We start from the raw sequence: 17,835 nt of genomic DNA on the forward strand, positions 1-17,835 counted from the left end.
ACTCCCTCAGTCAGTGTGCAAGGTCGATGTGGCCGTCAGGCCGGTTCGCAGATCACCACGGGGATATCCCGGGCGGTGCTGCGCTGATATCCCGCGTACGGGTTGCCGAATCCCCGGGTGATCTCGGGCCAGAGTTCAGACTTCTCCTGCGCCGAAGCGGTGCGCGCGGTGTACGGCTTCGTCTCACCGCGCACGGTGATCTCGACATTCGGATTGGCAACCAGGTTCAGATACCAGGCGGGGTTGTGCGAGGCGCCGCCCAGCGAGGCGATCACGACGATCCGCTCGGGCGTGAAGATGGGCGAGCTCAACAACGAGGAGCGACGTTCACCGGACTTGCGCCCGATGGTGTGCAGCTCCAGCGTCGGCATCGGACCAAGCTTGTGCGGCCACCGGCCGCCGGTCAGCTTCAACAAGGCGCGGTGCCCGTTCTCCAGCACCCATGCGCCCTTTTCTGCTGCCCAGTCAGGCGTCTTCTGCTTATCGGCCATGGTCACCTACTCCTCCGGTCAGGTAGCCCGATCAGTTTACCGGCACCATCGCCAGCTGGCGAGACTGCACCACGAGAGCGCCCTCGGAATCGATGACGGTGTGTTCAGAATCAAACCAGTGCTGGCCGATCTGGTTGGTGCTGCACAGCACACGCAACCAGCCGTCGGAAGGCAACGTGCGCAGATATGTCGTCAGCTGCACGGTGGGCGCCCACCCGAATCGCCCCAATGGGAATGTCACCGGTACCGAGATATCGCCGCACACCAACGCGAACAGCCCGTCAGGGGCCATATCGCGCGGACGTGCCCACAGCACGATCTCTGGCTTGCCACGCTCACTCAGGTCGCTCATCGAGCGCAGCGACGGACGCACATCGAACCCCCCGAACAGGTGGAAAATATCGCCCATCGGGTGTCCTTCGGCGATCGGGCTTACCCCGGGCGGCGGCTCGGCGGGCAACTGGATGAGGGCCGGTGGCAGGGCCGTCAGGAGCGGGCCGACATGCTGCTCGGGAGTGCCGAGGGTGACAACGGCGTGCACAGCCGTCCGGCCGTTCTGCACCAGCTCTGCATCGATGAGCGAGATCTGCTTGCCGCGCTTGCGGATAGAGGTACGCACCTGCATGTCACCGGGCGAGGGCGCCGACAGATAGCTCGCGCTGACGGCGATGGGTTCGCGCTCCGCTTCGGATGAGCCGCTTGCGCGAAGACTTTCAGCCAGAGTCTCCCGTGCCGCGCCCGCGAGCAGCGCAAGCATGACGCCGCCGTGCAGCTTGGATCCGATGGTCCAGATGTCGTTCAGGTGCGCGTCAAACAGCCCGTCGCCCGCGGGCGTAAGAGACATTGCTTGCGCGAAGGGGGCATTAACCACGTGTCCTATCGCACCAGATGCGTTCTGGCGAACTCCAGGGACTCCCTCAGAATGGCCTCGCGCTGATCCTCGGTGCGCGCTGTCGAGGTGTGCACCTCAAGCACCACCTGCCCGGTGAAGTCACCGGTGGCCAGTTCGCGGCAGACCTCTGCGACGGGCTGAGTTCCCTTGCCGGGCACCAGATGTTCATCGACCGAGGCGCCTTTTCCATCGGTCAGGTGCAGATGTGTCAGCCCCGATCCCATGCGGCGCATCATGTCGAGCGCATCCGTCCCGGCGGTGGCGGTATGCGACAGGTCGAGGGTGTAATGGGCATGGTTGGCGTCTGTGGGGTCGAAGGACGGCGAGAACGCCGAGACCCCGATACCCGGCCTGCCGCCGCGGCGCTTCATGCGCTCCACCGATGTCTGCCCGGCGCCGAAGAAGCGGTCGGCACGCAGCGGGAACATGTTCTCCACCGCGACGTAGACACCACTCGAATCCTCCAGCGCCGCAACCTGTTCAGCGAACCCCTCCGCGTACCGGCGCTGCCAGCGAAACGGTGGATGCACGACGACGGTCTGGGCGCCCAGCCTTTCGGCGGCGCGAACGCTGCGTTCCAGCTTGGGAATCGGGTTGGGGCCCCAGACGCGTTGTGACACCAGTAGGCATGGGGCGTGCACGGACAACACCGGCATGTCGTACTTGCGGGAGAGTTTCGCGACGGCGTGCTCGTCCTGGCTCACCGCCTCGGCCCACACCATGAGCTCGACACCGTCATAGCCGAGCCGGGCCGCGTACTCGAATGCAGCTTCGGTCTTGAGTGGATATACCGAGGCCGTTGACAGACCAACCTTGATCGCAGGGCGCACGGTTCGGTAACGCTACCTAATCAACCGCTTGCAGCATGAGCACGAGGGGGCCGAATGCGATCAGCGCTCCCACCACGATCGCGATGAGAATGCTGGCCAGGTCGACAGTCTTGCGAATCACCCACAGCGAGGCGACCAGAATTGCGATGAACAACACACCCAGGATCAACGCGAAGCCCTGATTCCAGCCCCACAGTTCGCGGAATCCGAGGAACAGCCCCGCACCCACAGCGGCGGCCAGCAGATACTGCGATGCGATCCAGGTGCCGCGCAGGTACGTCTTGAGCTTCTCCCGCCGGTCGGCCTTGGTCGCGGCTGTGCCGGATTCGGACTTCGGGTCGGTGTCGACGGAGGCAAGCTGACTGACCTCGGAGTCGGCCGGGCTCCCGTGCTGACTGACGAGTTCCCGGAGCTCCTGCTCGAGCTCGTAATGGCCTTCTTGATCCTCGAACTCGTCGTCCTCGACATCCTGTTCGGCATCGTGGGAGGTCCATTGGACGGCGGAGGCCCGGTTGCCCTCCTCGTACTCCACGTAGTCGTCGTACTCGTCTTCGTGAACGTCCGGCTCGGGCGCCGGTTCCGGCTGTGCGACAGCCACAGGCTCCGGTTCGGGCTCGGGTTCCGGTTCGACGGGCTCGGGGCGAGACACCGGCGGGGGCGGGGTCACGGGAGGCGTAGGCGCCACCGGCGGGGTGGGTACCACCGACACGGGCTTCGGTTCGGGCTTCGGCGCAGGGCTGGGTTCGGCGGTAATCGGCTCGATGACACCGGTGGCGTCGTTGAAGTCGATCGACTTCCGCGGCTCCCCCGGCCGTGCCACGGGCGTGGGGGTCGGCGGGAAAATGCTGCGAAGCGGTGACGCCATCGAGGAAGGCTGAGCTGGCGTCGACGGCGCGCTGGTCCCGCGGCGCGCGGCCTCGTCCACCATGGTGCCGCCGCCGAACAGCGCATCCTCATTGGAACGCAGGTATGACCGCGCTCCAGGCGACACGCCCGCTTCGGGCGCCTTGGGTGTCTCGGGCGTCGCAGACGTTTCCGGGGTAGGTGTCGGCGCAGGATTGGGGCGCGCGCGGCCGCCCTTCCGGTCCCGAATAACAGGGATCTCGCCGGTGAGCTCGGCGACAGGGATGGCGTCGGCATTGCCACGCATCCGGCGGCGGTGTCCGCTGATCTTGCCTTCAGCAGCGCCATTGCGCGCCAGCAGCTCGGCAACCGATACCGGCCGCTGCGTGTCGTCTGAGTCGGTCATGTCCTCTCCTACCGTCCGAGGCTGAATGTCGCCGGCGTTGCGGCTCCGACGCCAAGTGGGACGGGTTCAGTCAACGAGTGCGGTGCCATCGACTTCGCTATCCAGCTTGCGCAGAATCAGCCCTTCGCGCAGAGCCCACGGGCAGATGTCCACCGCGTCTAACGACAGAGCACGCATGCTTGCCTCTGCAACGAGTGCTCCAGCGACGATCTGAGGCGCCCTGTCGACACTGACTCCCTCCAACTCCGCACGGTCTGCGGTCGTCATTCGCGAGATGAACGCGATCAACTGACGCAGTCCGCTTGCTGTAAGTGTCCTCTTAACTCGTGGTCCTGCGCCGGAAGGTGCAGCACCGGTGAGTCGCGCAAGCGACCGGAACGTTTTCGAGGACGCTACGGCCAGGTCGGGCACCCCTGCCACCTCCACCTGTTTGGCGGCGTCCACCAGTTCCGATTCCAGCCAGTCACGCAGCATAGCGACGCGGCGACGTCCCGGCGGATCTTCGGCCAACCACTCCCGAGTCAACCTGCCCGCCCCCAGGGGCAGGGACAACGCGATATCGGGTTCCTCGTCGCCACCACAGGACAGCTCCAGCGAGCCGCCGCCGATATCGAGGTTGATGATGCGTCCCGCACTCCAGCCGTACCAACGCCGAACCGCCAGGAAGGTCAGGCGCGACTCGTTGACGCCGGAGAGAACGGCGAGATCCACGCCGGTTTCCTTCTTGACACGAGTCAGCACCTCATCGGAGTTCGTGGCATCCCGCACCGCCGAGGTGGCGAACGCCATGATCTCCGCGCAGCCGGAGCTACGGGCAATCTTGGAGAACTCTTGGATGGTGTGCACAAGGCTGTCGGAGCCCTTGCGGGTGAGCTTGCCAGACTCGTCGATCGCCTCTGCCAGACGCAGCGCAGCCTTGGTGGAACTCATGGGTGTGGGGTGACCACCCCGTCGGGCATCGACCACCAACAGGTGCACCGTGTTGCTGCCGACATCCAGCACGCCTAATCGCACGCACCACACGTTAGTGGGTCTACCGTTTACATCTGTGACGACGCTGCCAAAACAGCCATATCGGCGTGACACTTCCCTCGAGGGGCAAGAGGTGGAGCTGGACTTCGCCCGCGAATGGGTGGAGTTCTACGACCCGGAGAATCCAGAGCATCTGATCAAGGCCGACATGACCTGGCTGCTGTCACATTGGACATGCGTCTTCGGCACCCCGGCGTGCCAGGGCACCGTTGCTGGACGTCCAGATGACGGTTGCTGCTCACATGGCGCCTTCCTTTCCGACGCCGATGACAGGGCGAATTTGGACGAATCGGTGAAACAGCTCACCGCGGCGGACTGGCAATTCCACGACAAGGGTCTGGGCCGCAAGGGCTATCTGGAGAAGGACGAGCTCGACGGGGAAAAGCAGTGGCGCACACGCAAGTACAAGGGTGCGTGCATCTTCTTGAACCGTCCCGGGTTCGACGGCGGTATAGGTTGCGCGCTGCATTCCAAGGCACTCAAGCTCGGCGTGGAGCCGCTGACCATGAAACCCGAGGTGTGCTGGCAGCTGCCGATCCGGCGCACGCAGGCCTGGGTGGATCGGCCGGATGGTTCGCAGATCCTCAAGACCACGATTACCGAGTATGACCGCCGCGGCTGGGGCGAGGGCGGCGCCGATCTGCATTGGTATTGCACCGGTGACCCGGCAGCGCATGTCGGCAAGAAGCAGGTGTGGCAGTCGTACGGGCCGGAGCTGACCGAGCTGCTGGGCGAGAAGGCGTACGCGGAGCTGGCCGCGATGTGCAAGCGCCGCAAGGGTTTGGGGCTGATAGCAGTACATCCGGCGACTCTGGCCGCCGGATCCTTCTCGTCATAGAAGACCGGCGAACAGATCGGCCTCGGGCGTGGTCGTGTCGACGCGGGCGTGCGCGAGTTCGAACCTCTCCGTCGGCCACAGCTGTTGCCGCCATGTCCAGGGCAGCACCAGGAAATGCCCCCGTGGGTCGATCTGGGTTGCGTGCGCGCGTAATGCCTTGTCGCGCAGTTCGAAATAGTCAACGCACGCGATCTCGGTGGTGGCGCGGCGTGCCGACAACGTTCGCAACCCCCTGGTGAGCACACCCACCGCCCGCACCCAGCGCGGTACCGTCAACGGCCGCTCATCAACCGGTCGAGCATTCTGGGGGCGGTCCGCGCGACGCCGGTCGGCCTTGCGCCGCAGCCGCTCCAGTCGCTCGAAGTTCCTGACCATCGTGGGTGTCACCCGTACCGGTTCGTGGATGTAGTAGAGCTTCGATACCTCAGCGCACGCGCGGTAAGCGGCGACCGCCATCTCGTGGGTGCGGATGTGATCGGGGTGGGGGTAGCCGCCGCATTCGTTATACGTGATCAGCACGTGTGGTTTGAATGCGTGGATTACCTCGACGAGGCGGCCCACCGATTGATCCAACGGCACCCGCGCGAATCCATCGTGGGGTAGTAGCGCGGGGTCGAGCTGCAATCCGGTGTCTTTGTAGCCCAGCCAATGATGTTGCACACCAAGGATCGCCGCGGCACGCGCCATCTCGTCGCGGCGCACGAGCGGCAGGTTCTCGTGGATACCCGGCCGGTCCATGGCCGGGTTGAGGATATCGCCCCGCTCCCCGCCGGTGGCCGTGACGACGAGAACCTCATGCCCCTGTGCGGCGTACTTGGCCAGCGTGGCCGCACCCCGGCTGGACTCATCGTCCGGGTGCGCGTGCACCGCCATCAACCGCATATCGCCAGTGGACCACAGAGCGCCGGGATGACACCGGCCCGGCCGACCCCGCCGAGCTCAGCCCGTGCGTTGTGGGCCGCGCGCCGGGAGCTCGCGTGCAAGCCCACCCAGGCCGAACCAGAAGACCGGCTTGAGAATGGCGGCCACGGGCCGGATCGCGAACCGCGACCCCGGGATATTCGTCAGATAACGCGGCGCGCAGGCCAGTGTCCAATCGACGGTCGCCCGGCCAGGATCGCGCTCGGGCACCACCCGGTACTCCTCACACCAGGACCCGAACACAGGCAAGGTGGCGTCGAGCGCCGTGTATCGCATGACGCGGGGAGCGTCGAAGTGAATGATCTGCTCGTGCTGGGCGAACACCATCCAGGAGTGGATATACATCTGGAAATCCCGCACAGTGCCGGCGGTCGGCGCGGTGTCCAGTGGATACCGGCAGCCCCATACCGAAGGCAGCCACGACCACATCCGGTCCCCCGATACCACCCGCCATACCTCCTCGGGCGGCGCGTCGAAGGTACGCCGGACTCGGGTGATGAACGGGGCGGTGGCGAAAAACTCCTCCACCCCGTCGACCGCAATGGGGACTGCGTCAAACCGCATGTTCAATCTCCTTCACCGGGCTGTTCATCCGCTTGAATTCGTATGCGGTCGATGGGAATTGGATGCTGCGCCGGTAGGACTGCAAGACCGTCCACGGCCGCACATAGGGCGTATGGCCCTGCGAGTTGATGAAATAGCTGTTCGATCCGGCACAGTTCACCGTGAAGTACCGATTCAGGTTCGCCCCGCTGCGGGCGATGCTCGCCTGGAAGTCGTCCAGCGCCCCCTGGGTCACCTCAACCCAGGTGGCCCTCCTGGCTCGGGCGAGTTTGATGACGGCCTCGATGTGGCGCATCGAGTTCTCCAGGATGTAGTGGAAGCTGGTGCCGGTCCACGAGTACGGGCCGACGAGCATGAACCTGTTGGGCAGCCCCGGAACCGAGGTGCTCTGGTAGGCCTGCAACCCGTTGTCGCGATAGAACTCGGCCAGGTCGAATCCCTTGGTACCCAGCACGGTTCCGACCCGGTAGGTCTCGGGGTCGGAAAACATTTCGTACCCGGTAGCCAGTACGAGGACGTCGATGGGGCGCTCGACGCCCGCCTTGTCCACGATGCCTGTCGGGGTGATCCGCTCAATACCGTTCGACACCAGGGTCACATTCGGACGGTTGAAGGTCGGCAGGTAGTCGGCGCCCAGCGTGCCCCGTGTGCATCCCGCACCGAACCGCGGGCGCAGCTGCTCCCGGACCTCTGGACTATCCACCTTGTACCGCAGCCAGCCACGGTATGCCCACAATGCCACCCGGTCGAATATCGCCCCGCCCACCCGGAACAACGGCTTCGGCGTGTAGATCAACACACGCAGGCCGAGTTCGACTCCGGCCAAGCCGATCCCGTTCACACCGTTGGCGAACCTGCGCCCGGATAACAACCGCTGCAGCAGCCGCGGCAGCCGGAAATCAGGTTTCGGAAAGTACCACTGCGGCGTCCGCTGATACACGTCCAGATGTTCCACCTCACCGGCGATGGCCGGAGCGATCTGCACGGTGGAACTACCGACACCGACAATTCCGACGCGCTTACCGCGCATGTCCACATCGTGTTGCCACCGGGACGGCACCTGGATCGGCCCCGCGAAGGTATCCAGACCTGGAATATCCGGTGCCGTACGCGGATTGATGTACGCGCCGATTGCGCTGATCAAGAACCTCGACGAGATGACGTCACCATCGGCGGTGTGCACCTGCCAGAGATGGTTGTCTTCGTCGAACACCTCTCGTTCAACGCGTGTCCCAAATCTCGCATGCGCACGCAGCCCATGCTCCGCAACCAGATCCAGTGCGTACTGCTGTATTTCGGATCCGGCCGCGAAGAATCGCTGCCAGTCACCCTTGGGGGCAAAGGTGAATTGATAGGCGACGACTGGGATGTCAGAGCCGACCCCCGGATAGGTGTTGCGCAACCAGGTGCCGCCGAAGTCCTCGTCCCGGTCGATGATGACGAAGTTCTCGATACCGATCTCGAGCAGCTTGATGGCCGCACAGATGCCGCCCAGCCCCGCGCCGATGATCGCGACTTCATAATCGGGCTCGTCACGCAATTCCATGGCTCGTCCCACGGCACCGTCCTTCCGTTCTTCTGCGACGTATCTCGCTGCTCTCAATTCACTGCAGCGGCCCGCCCCGCGCGGGACTCCCCACCCGACCACGTCGGGAATATTTAATAGACTGACATGCCATTCGGCAAAGGGCAAGGGCGCCCAAGCCTCGGCGCTGCGGAAACTCGAAATCCCAGATCTATGCGTTATGCCTGGTATCCAGTACCATCCGTTTCACATAATTTCGAGTCAACCGATGTGAACTGGAGAGACCGTGGGCAATCTGCCGGATCCAAAGCTGGCCGAGACATTCGTGGACCCCACGCGAGTCGCGCACCCGCCAATACGCACCCATGGATACCTCGATGTCCTCGCCCCTAGTACCGATGAGCCGGTGTCTCTGGCCAACCGGTTCATGCAGAGCCCTCTGCTCGCCGCGGTATACGAGCGCGCATGGCGCCCGATGTTCACCCGGATGTTCAGCTACGGCGGCAGAGGCACCGCCACCGTGCACACCGAGCTCATGCGCGATATCACGACCGGTGGTGGCCAGAAGATTCTGGATGTCGCATGCGGTCCCGGGCTCTACACGCGGCAGTTGGCGACCAGCCTGGCCGACGGCGGCGCCTGTATCGGGCTCGATCTTTCCGAACCCATGTTGCGCCGGGCGGTACGCGACAACACCACCGATTACGTCGACTACGTCCGCGGCAGCGCACACGCATTACCGTTCGCGGACGGCACATTTGACACCGTGGTGTGCCTCGCCGCACTGTATCTGATCCCCGATCCCGAACAGGCCGTGCGGGAGCTGTGCCGGGTCGCCAATCCAGCTGGTCAGATCGCGATCTTCACGTCCTTGCAAACTCCACTCGCAACCTTGCCCGGCGCCGAAGCGGCGATGCGTATCGGCGGCTTCCGAGCCTTCGGACGTGACGAGATCACGGGCTGGCTTCGCGCCCATGGATGGGTCGATATCGACCAGACGCTCACCGGCCAAGGACAATTCATCAGGGCCCGACGCTAGACGGCTTACCCCTTCTTGTTGGGCACCAGCTTGATGAGATCGGTCATGCCCGCCTTGGAGGCGAAGTAGCGGGTAAGCCCCGGCGCGAGCCGGTTGTTGAGGTACTGCAGCCGTGCCTCGGGAGTCACCGGGACTACCTGCTTGTTCTTGCGCACGGCGTTGACGATCTGCCGGGCCACCTTCTCGGGTCCGTAGCGGCGCATCGCGTAAGCCTTGTCACCGGCCTGCTGCATACGTGATTCTTCCTCGGCACTGACACCCGAGATCTTTGTGGTGGCAACGATATTGGTGTGCACCACACCCGGGCAGATGGTGGTTACCCCGATGTTGTGCGCCGCGAGGTCGGCGCGCAGGCAGTCCGAGAACATGAAGACCGCCGACTTGCTCGTCGAGTACGCCGTGAAGGCCTTCTGCGGGCTGTATGCGGCCATGCTGGAGAGATTGACAATATGTCCGCCCAGCCCACGTTCGGCCATCTTGGCGCCAAATACCCTGCTGCCGTTGACTACCCCATACAGATTGATATCGATGACGCGCCGGAACTCCTCCGGGGGTGTCTCTAGGAAGCCTCCTGCGGCCCCCACCCCGGCATTGTTCACCAGGACATCGGGCACTCCATGACGAGCAACAACCTCCTCGGCGTGTGCATTAATAGCGGCCTCGTCGGCGACGTTGAGTCGGTAGGCATGGGCGGTGCCGCCGCCCTGCTCGATAAGTGCCACCGTTTCGTTGGCACCATCCAGATTGACGTCCGAAAGCACTACCTCGGCACCTTGCCTCGCGAACTCCAACGCGGTTTCCCTGCCGATACCACTGCCCCCGCCCGTGATCACCACGAGCTGATCCTCAAAGGGCTTGCGGTTCTGCCCCATCTCCGCCCGCCGCAGCGCACGTGATGGCTCCTGCCCGGACACTGCTTCGATTAGCTCCGTGGCGGCCGCGGCGAGAATCTGCGGGTGCGAGAACGGCAGCCAGTGACCGCCGTCGAGCACACGCCGCCAGGTCCGGCTGTTCCACTTGAGCTCGTCGTCATAGTTGGATTGGCGCACCGCTGGGTCTCGGGTGCCGATGATGACCTGGACGGGCACGTTGGTGTGCCGGTCCTGCGGATGCAACATCGCCGGCAGCGCATTGGCGCGATACACCCGCAGCGTCTTGGTGATGTCGCTCATGAATGTCGAGCCCAGGTGAATCTGCTCGACGGGCGCTCCTTCTGCGACAGACAGCCCTGCACGCCAACGGTTCTCGCTCATAGTGAGTTTGAGCAAGACGTTCGGGATTCCAGGAGTCATCGAGCCGAACATATACAGCAGCGAACCAAACTGCCCCAACGCCAGCGCGATGTTTCTCGGAGTGGGATGGGCAAGCCGGGCCCGCATCCACCGACTCATATGGTGCACCGACGGCCCGGAGACCGACGTAAAGGAGGAGAACCGATGCTCCAGATCCGGATCGCAGATCGCCTCCCACATCGCCACACTGCCCCAATCGTGGCCCAGCACGTGTACCGGCTTGTCGGGGCTTACCTCGTTGGCGACCGCCACATAATCGCCGGCCATTTCGGTGAGCCGGAATTCGCGGAAGCTCTTGGGATTGGTGGTCTTTCCCGCACCGCGGTTGTCGATCGCGACCAGCCGGAAGCGGTCGCGCAACAGTGGAACGACCCCATCCCAAAGATGGTGTGAGTCGGGCCAGCCGTGCACCAGCAGAATGGTCTCGCCCTCGGGATTACCTTGGATGAAGTAGGCGACATCGATATCCCCGTTGCGCACTACATGTTCGGTGACCTCGGCGGTCACGGGGGTGTCGGCGGTGATGGTCATAGCGTCTCCGTTTCTCAGATATCCAGTACCAGCCGCCCGCCGTCGGCACGAGACGCACATACGAGCGTCTGGCCTTTGGCGCGCTGGGATTCGGTCAGGGTGGTGTCACGGTGATCGGGTCGTCCTGCGAGCACCTTGACCTTGCGGGTGCCACAAAAGCCTTGCCTGCATGAGTGTGCGGTGCCGGGCTTGTTCGCAAGGATGGTTTCCAGGGCGCTGCGACGTACCGCAACGTTACGCGCATGCAGCGCAACGTCACCGATATCCGCCATGTCTTCCACGCTCTTCGGCACCTATCTCCTCCGAGCGCCCTATGAGTCCTGATCAAACGCAATGTGGACCTGATCGGATTCGCGCACCGTCTGACAGGCGAGGGTCAGGCCCGCCTCCAGCTCGTCGTCGATCAGCGCCTCGTTCATCAACATCCGGGTCCGACCGCTCTTGACCGAGCACACGCAGGTACCGCAGGCCGACTCACGGCAGACGTACGGCGCATCCAAGCCCGCGTCGAGTAGTACATCCAACAGCGGGGTGCCCTGAGGCCAGTCGAAATGATAGGTAGCACCGTCGAATTCGACCTGAAGCGGCTTTCCGCGCTCAGCGGCAGTCTCGTGCAGCGATGGCTCAATACCCGAGGCCACAAACGGGTTGTCGGTCAGCGAGCGATACTCCTCGATGTGCAAAGGGCTATCCGAAACGTCAAGCGTCAAGAGAGCTGAACGCATCGCCGCCATGAATCCCTCTGGTCCACAAAGATATACCTCTCGGCCCACGAAGGAGGAGAGTTCCGCGGCGATACCGTCCGCCGTCGGTACGCCGCGCTCCTCCTCTAACCAGTGCACCACGGACAACCGGGCGGGATACCGCTCTGCCAACTCACCGATCCGCGCGTCGAATATCACCGACTCGCGATCGCGGTTGGCATAGAACAGCGCCACCTTGCCATTCCCGGCGCACAGTACCGAGGTCGCAATGGAAACAATCGGCGTGATCCCGCTACCGGCCGCGCACAACAGCACATCGTCGTCGAGACTGCGCGGCACAAATCGTCCGGAGGGAGCCAGCACTGTGATGACGGAATCGACGGCAATGTTGTCGCAGATCCAGTTTGACGCGTATCCCCCGGCGGTTCGCTTCACCGTGACGGCGGGACGCTCATCCAGGTGGGGACTACTGGACAGCGAGTAGCAGCGAGCCACCGAGCCAGTCGAGTCACTCGGCACTTCCAGGGTGAGGAATTGCCCTGGTGCGTAACTAAATTGGTTCAGATGCTCTGCTGGCACGTCGAACACCAACGTGATCGCGCCTTCGGTCTCCTTGATCACTTCGAAGACGGGCAGGCGATATGTGTACGGCATCCAGGACTACCCCACACTCTCCACGAGGACGGACTCCGAGGCCGATGACACCGGGGGGTGTTTTGGCAGGAAACGCGCACCCAGCCGCTCTATCCGATCCACCCCGAACGGTGCCATGGACCGCCGATTGAGGCCGGGGAGAGCACGCGACAAGACGTAGCCGAGCCACGACTCGAACTTCACCGGAACAACCACCAAGTCGAATCTGACGGCCCGCGTCACGGCCCGGGCCACCGAATTGGGGCTGCGTGGCGTGAAGGGCAGCTTGTCGGTGATATCCCGCAGCTTCTGCATTACCTGCTGGCCGGCATCGAGCATCCCCTGATCAACACCGACCATGGTGCCGTTGATCCCTATGTTGGTATTGATGAAACCAGGACATACCGAGCTGACGCCAACTCCCTTGGGCCCCAGCTCAAGCCGCAGACACTCTGTCAACATCTTCACCCCGGCCTTGGACACCGAGTACGGGGCCATGACCGCCGTTGGAGTGTATGAGGCCGCCGAGGCAATGTTGACAATGTGCCCACTGCCGCGTTCCACCATCTGGGCGCCGAACACCCGGCAGCCGTGCACCACACCCAGCAGATTGACCGAAAGCTGCTTGTCCCAGTCGGCAGGGCCCAGCTTCAAGAAGGGCCCGCCGACCACGATGCCGGCGTTGTTCACCAGCACATCCGGCACGCCGTATTCAATCTCAACAAACCGCGCGACATCTGCCCACTGTTCTGGGTCGGTGACGTCCAGATGCACCACAGAGGCGCTGTGTCCGTGGTCGCGGATCAGCTCCACCGTCTCGTTGGCGGCTTCCAGGTTGACATCCGAAACCACCACGTGGGCATTGTGTTTGGCGAACCTCAGCGCGGTCGCACGCCCAATACCGCTACCCGCCCCGGTAACGACGACCAGGCGCGGCTCCAGCGAGTTGTTCTTCACGTGTTCCCCTATTTCAGATGACCGACGAGAGCTACGGCCCCTAGCTGCAATCGGACTATTTGAGGTGATCGACGAGGACGCCGTCGGCACCGAAAAGCTCCTGCTGCCAACGCTTTAGCAGTGCATCGGTATCGAGGTCATCGGGATGGAACCCGGGTCGCAGGTACTTTCGCACCGACCGGATGAAGCCCTCCTCACCAGGCGGGAAGCCACCGGAGAGTCCGGCCACGAAGTGGCTGTAGACGATGTCGTTCTCGACGAAGTACTTATGGGTGTTGCCGTCATCCCCGAAGCGGAAACGAATCCGCCGGGTCTTGGGATACGCAGCCGGTTGGCTCATGTCGCCACTCCCGTCCGAAACGCCAAGTTACTAGTACTTTCAGTACTATGTGACGTCAACCATAGGACGGGCATGGCACCACGCGCAAGACAACGCGGCGATAACCGAAACGGGGATTCGAACGGGAAAGCGCCTTCGTAGCGAAGGCTCAGAGGCTAGTCGGCAACAACAGCGATGGGATCGTCCGGGCGCAGCTCCACACCACGCGCCTTGGCCGAAGCCGACAGTCCGCCCCACACATACACGACCAACTCATCCACAAGCACTTCCTTGCTGATGGTTGGCTCGTCAAACCAGCGCAGCACCGCGACTCCAGTCGAAGCCAGTATCGCGTCAATCACGTACTCGATGTGGTCGGCATTGCCGCCCTTCGCACTGAAAACAGACCTCACCAGCTGGGCAATGGCATCGGACAGCGGCCGGCCGTTCTCGATGAGGGATGTCGCATTGGCGAACTGAACACTCAACAAGAACCTGACCAGGTTGGGGCGTTCGTCCACCAGGTCCACGTATTGCGCCATTGCCGAGCGGAATACCTCGAGCAGAGACACAGAGAGATCGATACTCGACACCACGCGCTCGGCGACTAGTTCTTGAACGCGCATCGCCACCGCCGCGAACAGTGCTTCCTTGTCGGTGAAGAATCGATACAACTTCGGCCGGGAGATGCCCGCCGCCTTCAGGACATCGTCCACCGATAGGTCAGGACCGTTCTCATCGATCGCCTGCAGTGTCGCCTCGACCAATTCAGCACGCACCTTGGCACGGTGCTCACGCCACCGGTCGACGCGCGCATCACCGGTCGGCTCGGGAAGGCCTCGACCTGGATACACCTGCGTTGACACGCCCACATCGTAGACCCCGAATTCACGCGCACCGCACCGTCCGCAGGTACATCCGCGCGCCGGGCTCCCATAGAACACATCGGCACACCGGTACCCGCCGAACTCTTAGCAAACCTGTGACGCCGACACGGTCAGTTGACCCCTAAAGATTATGATCAACACTAGAAGTAATTGACCAGGGAGTATTAAATTGGTCTTACGTTCAGTTAAAGTGAAGGCTTGTGATAGCGCCCGAATGATTCGCGGCGACTTCGGATCTTTCCCAACTTCTTAGCCAGGAATGGTTACTGTGATGCCCGTGGCTAGCACCAATGGCGAGCGTAGAGGGCCGGGCCGCCCGCCCGACCCGGAGCGCGCTCGCGAGCGTTTGCGCGCCCTCACCGAAGCAGCCGCCCAGGAGTTCGCAGAGAAGGGCTATCACAAGGCCAGCATCACCGATATCACTCGTCGCGCGGGCGTTGGCCGAGGCACGTTCTATCTGTACTTCGACACCAAACGCGATGCGCTCGATGCCGTGATCGACAGCTATTTCCAGAGAATGGTCACGACCGTCAACGACACCAGTGACCTGCAGGGCACCACCGGTCACCTGGAGCAGCATCTCTACACCGTGTTCACCCGGCTGTTCGACAGTCTGGATCACAACCCAGAGATCGCGCAGGTCATCCTGCGTGAAGGCTTGCTCGATACGGCAATGACCAAACGCATGTTCGGCATGCTCGACCTCATCGAGGCCATCAACATCACCATCATTGAGCAGGCCATCGACGATGGCGCCATCACCACCCCCGTCGACGTCCCCTTCCTCGCACACGCCATCACCGGCCTCTCGATGGCGGCCATCCTTAAGGCAATCCGGGGGGAGCTGCGCAGCGAGGCGCGCGAGGACTACATCAGGTCATTCATCGAGCTAGTCCGGTCCGCGACCACCAGTCCGCCAAGTCTCGCAAATTCTTGACAAAACGCGTCCCCAGACGCCGATCCTCCGCTAGCCTCTGCTCTAGCCAATAAACTGACCGCTGAGCCAGTGAATTGCTGAGAGGCCGGGTCGGGGGACCTCCGACAGCCTCGTCATGACAGCGTTCCGACAGGGACGCGTCGCATATCTATAGGTATAGACACATGCTGCAACCTGATCAACGTGGTGACCCCGCGCTTGACAGGGACCATGACCTACACCACACTAAGCCACCGACTGTGATGTGGGGTACTAGATACCCACTGTTACACAGCTGTCCATTAGACGGTCTGTCCATCGAGGTCAGCCCTGAAATGCAAAGCCAAAGGAGCCGTTGTTGAACTCAGCCATGAGTCAAATAGCGGCCGAGGCACACCCAGAGTCCGTCGCGGACGACTGGGGCCAATCCCCCGATGTTGAATACGGCAGCAAATCCACCGTCGACAGCCCGGACTCCTCGGGATCGGGCGGCGGCTTCCAGCTACTCGATCGGGCCCCTCGACTTGTCCGGCGCCCCGTCGAATATGTGGTCTCCCAAACCGATTCGATGCTGAAAACGTTGGGCCGCTATGTCGATCTGGTGGCGCAGTCCTTCGCGTTTCTAGTGAGCGACATCGTCCGCCTACGGCACCCGTGGCAAGACACCGTCATTCAGTCCTGGTTCATCCTGACGGTCACGGTTGTTCCGGCGATCCTGGTGTCGATCCCCTTCGGTGTGATCGTCGCTGTGCAGGCGGGCAGCATCATCTCGCAGGTCGGAGCATCTTCCATCTCCGGTGCTGCCGGTGGTCTGGGCGTCATCCAGCAAGGCGCGCCCATCGTCGCCGCCCTACTCCTCGGTGGCGCAGCAGGTTCGGCGGTCGCCACCGACCTCGGCGCCAGAAGCATCCGGGAAGAGGTCGACGCCATGCGTGTCATGGGAGTCAACCCCATTCAGCGCCTGGTGACCCCGAGATTGGCGGCGATCCTGTTCGTCTCACCGCTGCTGTGCATCTTCATCATCTTCGTCGGGATCTTCGCCGGTTACCTGGTCAACGTCGGTTTTCAAGGCGGTACCCCCGGCAGCTACCTGTCCTCGTTCGCCGCGTTCGCGAACGTCAATGACGTCACCGTCGCGGTTCTCAAGACCTGGCTGTTCGGCGTGGTGGTCATCCTCGTCGCCTGTCAGCGCGGCCTGGAAGCCAAGGGGGGCGCGCGGGGAGTCGCCGATGCGGTGAACGCCACCGTAGTGATCGGTGTGGTCACGGTCATGGTGCTCAATACCGTGATCACTCAAATCGTCGCGATGTTCATGCCGTCGAAGGTGGGCTGAGAGTGGCCACCTCCCGTCCCTCCCGGTACTTCCCCGACGAACTGCCCCCCGTCGCGCGGTCCATCTGGAACTTCACCAAGGGCGCGGGTGGCTCCGCCGAGTATCTCGGCCACCAGATCACCTTCGTCGGCTTGGTGCTGGCCGCCATACCGCAGACCATCAAGCGTTACCGACGCCAAACCGGCGTCCTGCTCGTCGATATGACCTGGGGCAACGGCTCGATCATCGTCGGGGGCGGGGTCATCGGCGTCCTGGTCTTCATGGGGATCGCGGTCGGCGCGTCGGTCGGCATCGTGGGCTTCTCGACCCTGGACATGGTGGGGATGGGCTCGCTCACCGGATTCATCTCCGCCTATGTCAACACCCGGGAAATGGCCCCAATGATCGCCGCCATCGGGTTCGCCGCTCAGGCGGGATGCCGCATGACCGCCGAGATCGGGGCCATGCGTATCTCCGAGGAGATCGACGCACTAGAAGCGCAGGGCATCCGATCCATCCCGTTCGTAGTCACCACCCGCGTGATCGCCGGAATCATCATCATCGTTCCGCTGTACATACTGACCTTGCTACTGGCCTACGGCTCCTGCGCCTTCATGGTGTTCTTCGTCCATAACCAGTCGCAGGGCGTGTACAAGCACTATTTCGACTCGTTCGTCCATCCGATAGATGTGCTCTATTCGGTGATCAAGGCCGTGGTGTTCGTCGTGATCATCATCGCCATCCAGTGCTATCAGGGTTATTACGCGGGCGGCGGACCAGAGGGCGTGGGTATGGCCTCCGGTCGCGCCATCAGGGCTTCCCTGGTCGCGATCGTCCTCGTCGACATGCTCCTCACGTTGCTCTTCTGGGGCAACAATCCTGGAATTCAGATATCGGGGTAAC

General features: G+C 63.0%; 17 protein-coding genes and 2 pseudogenes. 5 read left to right on the forward strand and 14 right to left on the reverse strand.

All coding sequences use genetic code 11. The features are described 5' to 3' along the window. Positions 1–35 precede the first annotated feature (35 nt). From MLB1_RS06635 to MLB1_RS06655, 5 genes are all read right to left on the reverse strand, one after another. Entirely contained in the window at positions 36–491 is a 456-nt protein-coding gene (locus MLB1_RS06635; protein WP_180748849.1) for a nitroreductase/quinone reductase family protein, read from the reverse strand. Positions 492–522: 31 nt separating this feature from the next. After that, entirely contained in the window at positions 523–1,362 is an 840-nt protein-coding gene (locus MLB1_RS06640; RefSeq protein ID WP_180748850.1) for a thioesterase family protein, read from the reverse strand. A gap of 5 nt (positions 1,363–1,367) precedes the next feature. Continuing rightward, positions 1,368–2,213 (reverse strand): sugar phosphate isomerase/epimerase, encoded by an 846-nt coding sequence (locus MLB1_RS06645; RefSeq protein WP_180748851.1) that lies wholly within the window; start codon positions 2,211–2,213, stop codon positions 1,368–1,370. 16 nt (positions 2,214–2,229) lie between these two features. After that, positions 2,230–3,462 (reverse strand): hypothetical protein, encoded by a 1,233-nt coding sequence (locus MLB1_RS06650; RefSeq protein WP_180748852.1) that lies wholly within the window; start codon positions 3,460–3,462, stop codon positions 2,230–2,232. A 66-nt stretch (positions 3,463–3,528) separates the two neighbouring features. Beyond that, positions 3,529–4,476, reverse strand: a complete 948-nt coding sequence (locus MLB1_RS06655) for a Ppx/GppA phosphatase family protein (protein ID WP_180748853.1) — start codon at positions 4,474–4,476, stop codon at positions 3,529–3,531. Between the two features lie 34 nt (positions 4,477–4,510). Between MLB1_RS06655 and MLB1_RS06660 the strand changes: the two genes are divergently transcribed. After that, complete coding sequence (locus tag MLB1_RS06660; protein ID WP_180748854.1) at positions 4,511–5,332, forward strand: hypothetical protein; 822 nt, start codon at positions 4,511–4,513, stop codon at positions 5,330–5,332. Here the strand turns inward: MLB1_RS06660 and mca are convergent. Genes mca through MLB1_RS06675 form a run of 3 tightly spaced genes read right to left on the reverse strand, consistent with a single transcriptional unit; the run spans position 5,327 to position 8,363 of the window. Next, positions 5,327–6,214, reverse strand: a complete 888-nt coding sequence (mca, locus tag MLB1_RS06665; RefSeq protein WP_180748855.1) for a mycothiol conjugate amidase Mca — start codon at positions 6,212–6,214, stop codon at positions 5,327–5,329. The genes MLB1_RS06660 and mca overlap by 6 nt on opposite strands. Positions 6,215–6,271: 57 nt before the next feature. Continuing rightward, complete coding sequence (locus tag MLB1_RS06670) at positions 6,272–6,817, reverse strand: SRPBCC family protein (protein WP_180748856.1); 546 nt, start codon at positions 6,815–6,817, stop codon at positions 6,272–6,274. Beyond that, positions 6,807–8,363: an NAD(P)/FAD-dependent oxidoreductase gene (locus tag MLB1_RS06675; RefSeq protein ID WP_180749729.1), complete on the reverse strand. Its 1,557-nt coding sequence runs from the start codon at positions 8,361–8,363 to the stop codon at positions 6,807–6,809. Before MLB1_RS06675 ends, MLB1_RS06670 begins: the two co-directional genes overlap by 11 nt. Before the next feature lie 265 nt (positions 8,364–8,628). On the opposite strand from MLB1_RS06675, the gene MLB1_RS06680 reads away from it, so the two are divergent. Further along, a complete protein-coding gene (locus tag MLB1_RS06680; RefSeq protein WP_180748857.1) occupies positions 8,629–9,381 on the forward strand; it encodes a class I SAM-dependent methyltransferase in 753 nt (250 codons plus the stop codon). A gap of 5 nt (positions 9,382–9,386) precedes the next feature. On the opposite strand, the gene MLB1_RS06685 is transcribed toward MLB1_RS06680, so the two are convergent. The 6 genes and pseudogenes from MLB1_RS06685 to MLB1_RS06710 all read right to left on the reverse strand — a co-directional run bounded on the left by MLB1_RS06685 (position 9,387) and on the right by MLB1_RS06710 (position 14,689). Beyond that, complete coding sequence (locus MLB1_RS06685; protein ID WP_180748858.1) at positions 9,387–11,204, reverse strand: SDR family oxidoreductase; 1,818 nt, start codon at positions 11,202–11,204, stop codon at positions 9,387–9,389. Between the two features lie 14 nt (positions 11,205–11,218). Further along, positions 11,219–11,437 (reverse strand): annotated as a pseudogene (locus MLB1_RS06690) (2Fe-2S iron-sulfur cluster-binding protein); the annotation flags it as partial. A gap of 78 nt (positions 11,438–11,515) precedes the next feature. Next, on the reverse strand, positions 11,516–12,562 hold the full coding sequence (locus MLB1_RS06695) for a ferredoxin--NADP reductase (protein ID WP_180748859.1): 1,047 nt from the start codon (positions 12,560–12,562) through the stop codon (positions 11,516–11,518). 6 nt (positions 12,563–12,568) lie between these two features. Beyond that, the gene (locus tag MLB1_RS06700; RefSeq protein ID WP_180748860.1) at positions 12,569–13,498 is read right to left on the reverse strand and encodes an SDR family NAD(P)-dependent oxidoreductase; all 930 of its coding nucleotides are present in this window, start codon (positions 13,496–13,498) and stop codon (positions 12,569–12,571) included. Positions 13,499–13,574: 76 nt separating this feature from the next. Further along, a pseudogene (locus MLB1_RS06705) lies at positions 13,575–13,838 on the reverse strand (metal-dependent hydrolase); the annotation flags it as partial. Positions 13,839–13,993: 155 nt separating this feature from the next. Continuing rightward, a complete protein-coding gene (locus tag MLB1_RS06710) occupies positions 13,994–14,689 on the reverse strand; it encodes a TetR/AcrR family transcriptional regulator (RefSeq protein WP_180748861.1) in 696 nt (231 codons plus the stop codon). A 292-nt stretch (positions 14,690–14,981) separates the two neighbouring features. Between MLB1_RS06710 and MLB1_RS06715 the strand changes: the two genes are divergently transcribed. From MLB1_RS06715 to MLB1_RS06725, 3 genes are all read left to right on the forward strand, one after another. Further along, positions 14,982–15,641: a TetR/AcrR family transcriptional regulator gene (locus MLB1_RS06715; RefSeq protein WP_180748862.1), complete on the forward strand. Its 660-nt coding sequence runs from the start codon at positions 14,982–14,984 to the stop codon at positions 15,639–15,641. Between the two features lie 349 nt (positions 15,642–15,990). Further along, on the forward strand, positions 15,991–16,953 hold the full coding sequence (locus tag MLB1_RS06720; RefSeq protein WP_180748863.1) for an ABC transporter permease: 963 nt from the start codon (positions 15,991–15,993) through the stop codon (positions 16,951–16,953). A 2-nt stretch (positions 16,954–16,955) separates the two neighbouring features. After that, entirely contained in the window at positions 16,956–17,834 is an 879-nt protein-coding gene (locus MLB1_RS06725; protein ID WP_180748864.1) for an ABC transporter permease, read from the forward strand. Position 17,835: the final 1 nt, after the last annotated feature.

It is taken from the genome of Mycobacteroides sp. LB1 (genome assembly GCF_013449725.1).
Classification (GTDB): domain Bacteria; phylum Actinomycetota; class Actinomycetes; order Mycobacteriales; family Mycobacteriaceae; genus Mycobacterium.